This window comes from Halorubrum sp. Ea1 (genome assembly GCF_002252965.1).
Taxonomy (GTDB): Archaea; Halobacteriota; Halobacteria; order Halobacteriales; family Haloferacaceae; genus Halorubrum.
This window is the reverse complement of record NZ_NHPG01000015.1, coordinates 1-2,677: the sequence shown is the minus strand read 5'-3', so window position 1 is coordinate 2,677 and position 2,677 is coordinate 1. Positions and strand designations below refer to the sequence as shown.

The following is a 2,677-nucleotide window of genomic DNA, read 5'->3' as shown; positions in this document are numbered from 1 at the left end:
TGGAGGAGGCCTTACACGAGGCGGGCGTGCCCGACTCGATCACGATCGAGATGGTCGTGCCGCCGCAGGACTCCGGCAGCAAGCAACAGCAGCTCCGGACCGCGATCAACGCTGAGGAGTCGGACCCGGACCTCGTTCTGACGGACAACGGATGGACGATCCCGTTCATCGTCCGCGACGACCTGGTCAATCTCGAGGAGGAGATGGACGACGAGTTCATCTCTCGAGTCAAAGAGGAAGGTGTCCAGTCGATGATCGACACGGGGACGCACCCCGAGACCGGCGATCTGTACTCGATCCCGACCTTCCCGGACTACCCGGTCATCACCTACCGGAAGGACCTGCTGCGGAACGCCGGATACGGCGACTCGGACTTCGACACGTGGCGGACCGACCCGCCGACGTGGAAGGAGTTCTCACAGATCGTCTCCGAGGCGCAGACCTCTGACGTGGACTACGGTCACGTCTGGCAGGGGAACAACTACATCGGGCTGGCCTGCTGTACGTTCAACGAGTTCCTCACGAGCATGGGCGGCGCCTTCTTCGGCGGTGAGGACAACCTCTTCGGACCGATCGGTGACCGCCCCGTCACCCTCGACTCGGAGGAGTCGATCGACGGGATCGAAGCCGCAGTGGACCTCATCCACGGGGAGGGCCTCTCGCCGATGGACATCGCCGGGGTCTCCCCCCCGGAAGTGGCCGGCTGGATCGAACCCGACACGAAGAGCACCTTCGAGGCCGGGAGCGCGGTCACGCAGCGCAACTGGACCTACTCCATCGGCGGGGCCGTGAGCGCCTTCGAGGGGTCAGACATGGAGCTCGGCGTGATGCCGCTGCCGAAGGGCCCGAACGGGTCCTGGCACGCGCAGGGCGGATGGATCATGTCCATGAACCCGTACACCGACAACATGGCGTCCGCGAAGGAAGTGATCAAGGCGTGGTGGGAGGACTCGGTCCTCCAGCAGCAGTTCGACGCGGCGAACTACATGCCGCCGAAGCCGGAGCTGTTCAGCTACGTCGAAGAGAGCGACACGTACGGGCCGTACTTCGAGGCGCTCCAGTACTCGGCGGAGAACCTGATCCCGCGGCCGACGACCTCGGTGTGGCCGAACCAGCGGACGGTCGTCGCCAACGAGGTCAACTCGGCGCTCCGACAGGAGAAGACGCCCGAGGAAGCCGCGAGCGCGATGCAGGAACAGATCGCCGCAATCGAAGAGCAGTCGGGGTGACGGCGTCCGATTGACCGGCTCCCCTCCCCGGCGGCGTCGCGGGGGGAAGGAGTCGAAATACATGTAAAACAGCCAACAATGATAAATATTCGCACGGAAAACAGGCGGGCGATGCTCGTACCACAACGGCGGGCAGTCACGGGGGGTGTTGATCGCCGTGGCAACTGAACAGGGCAGGACGCAGATGTCGGGCGGGNNCTGCTCACGAACACCAACGCGCTGGCGCCGGCGGCGTTCGTGGACCCCTCGTTCCAGACGCCGGTTTTGGAACAGGCGCTGTTCATGACGATACTGTTCGCCGTGTTGAGCGTCACCGGCGAGACGCTGCTCGGGTTCCTCTACGCCATGCTGATGAAAGCCGAGTACAAGGGCCGACGGCTCGTTCGGCTCCTCATCATCCTGCCGTGGGCGATCCCGATCGTCATTCAGGGAATGATCTTCTTCCTGCTGTTCCGGCCCGGGTACGGGCTGTTGACCGAGCCCCTCCAGCAGCTCGGAATCTTCTCGAATCTGCCTCTCAACACCACCTTCGACAGCTTCGTCATCGTGACGGTGGCGGACATCTGGAAGACCTCGGCGTTCATGGCCCTCCTGATCTTGGCGGGGTTAGAGAGCGTCAACCAGGACCTCTACGAGGTGGCCGACGTGATGGGCGCGTCGCGCTGGCAGCGGTTCCGATACATCACGTTCCCGCTGGTCTTCCCCGTGTTGATGGTCGCGATGCTGTTCCGGACGATGGGCGCGCTCCGGGTGTACGGCATCATCGAGTCGACCACGGTCGGCTGTTCGACCGTCCCGTCGATGACCTGTCTCGTGACGCAGTTTATGTTCGGGTCCGCGACGCTGTACGGCTCCGCGGCCGCCGTGAGCGTCCTGATCGCCATCGTCGTGGGACTGTTCATCATGGTGTACCTCGGATTCATCCGACGGAGCAACCAGAGCCTGGGGTTAGCGTAATATGAGCATCGACGCACGCAACCACGACGACGCGGAAACGTTCGACGGCTCCGGCGACGGAACCGGCGACGAAGAGAACAAATCCCGCATCGCGCGGTGGGCCAACGACTGGATCCAGAACCCGGAGAAGGCGTACGCCGTGATGTTGGTGTTCCTCGGTGGAGTGCTGTTGACGACCTCGCTGTTCCCGCTGTACTGGCTGTTCAACGTCTCGATGGCGCCGCCCGGACAGACCGACATCCCGCTCCTTCCGACGACGATCGATCTGTCGGTGTTCATCCAAGTGTTCCAGCAGGTCCCGTTCGCGCGGTTCATGTTCAACAGCCTGTTTTACGCGTTCACGGTGACGGTGTTCGTGCTCCTCGTCGGAAGCCTCGCCGGGTACGCGTTCGGGCGCTTGGAGTTCCGCGGGAAGACGCCGCTCCTGTTCTCGCTGCTGGTGCTCAGCTTCTTCCCGCCGGCGACGCTGTTCATCCCGCTGTTCCGGGCGT

At 63.6% G+C, this 2,677-nt stretch carries 2 protein-coding genes and 1 pseudogene; all 3 read left to right on the top strand.

Going from position 1 to position 2,677, the window contains the following annotated elements; all coding sequences use genetic code 11:
• Nucleotides 1-1,229: extracellular solute-binding protein (locus tag DJ73_RS02245; protein ID WP_094557194.1), on the top strand; the 1,229-nt coding region annotated here is incomplete at its 5' end.
• Nucleotides 1,230-1,466: 237 nt separating this feature from the next.
• Nucleotides 1,467-2,186: a carbohydrate ABC transporter permease gene (locus DJ73_RS02240; RefSeq protein ID WP_254921571.1), complete on the top strand. Its 720-nt coding sequence runs from the start codon at nucleotides 1,467-1,469 to the stop codon at nucleotides 2,184-2,186.
• Between the two features lies 1 nt (nucleotide 2,187).
• Nucleotides 2,188-2,677: pseudogene (locus DJ73_RS02235) on the top strand (carbohydrate ABC transporter permease); the annotation flags it as partial.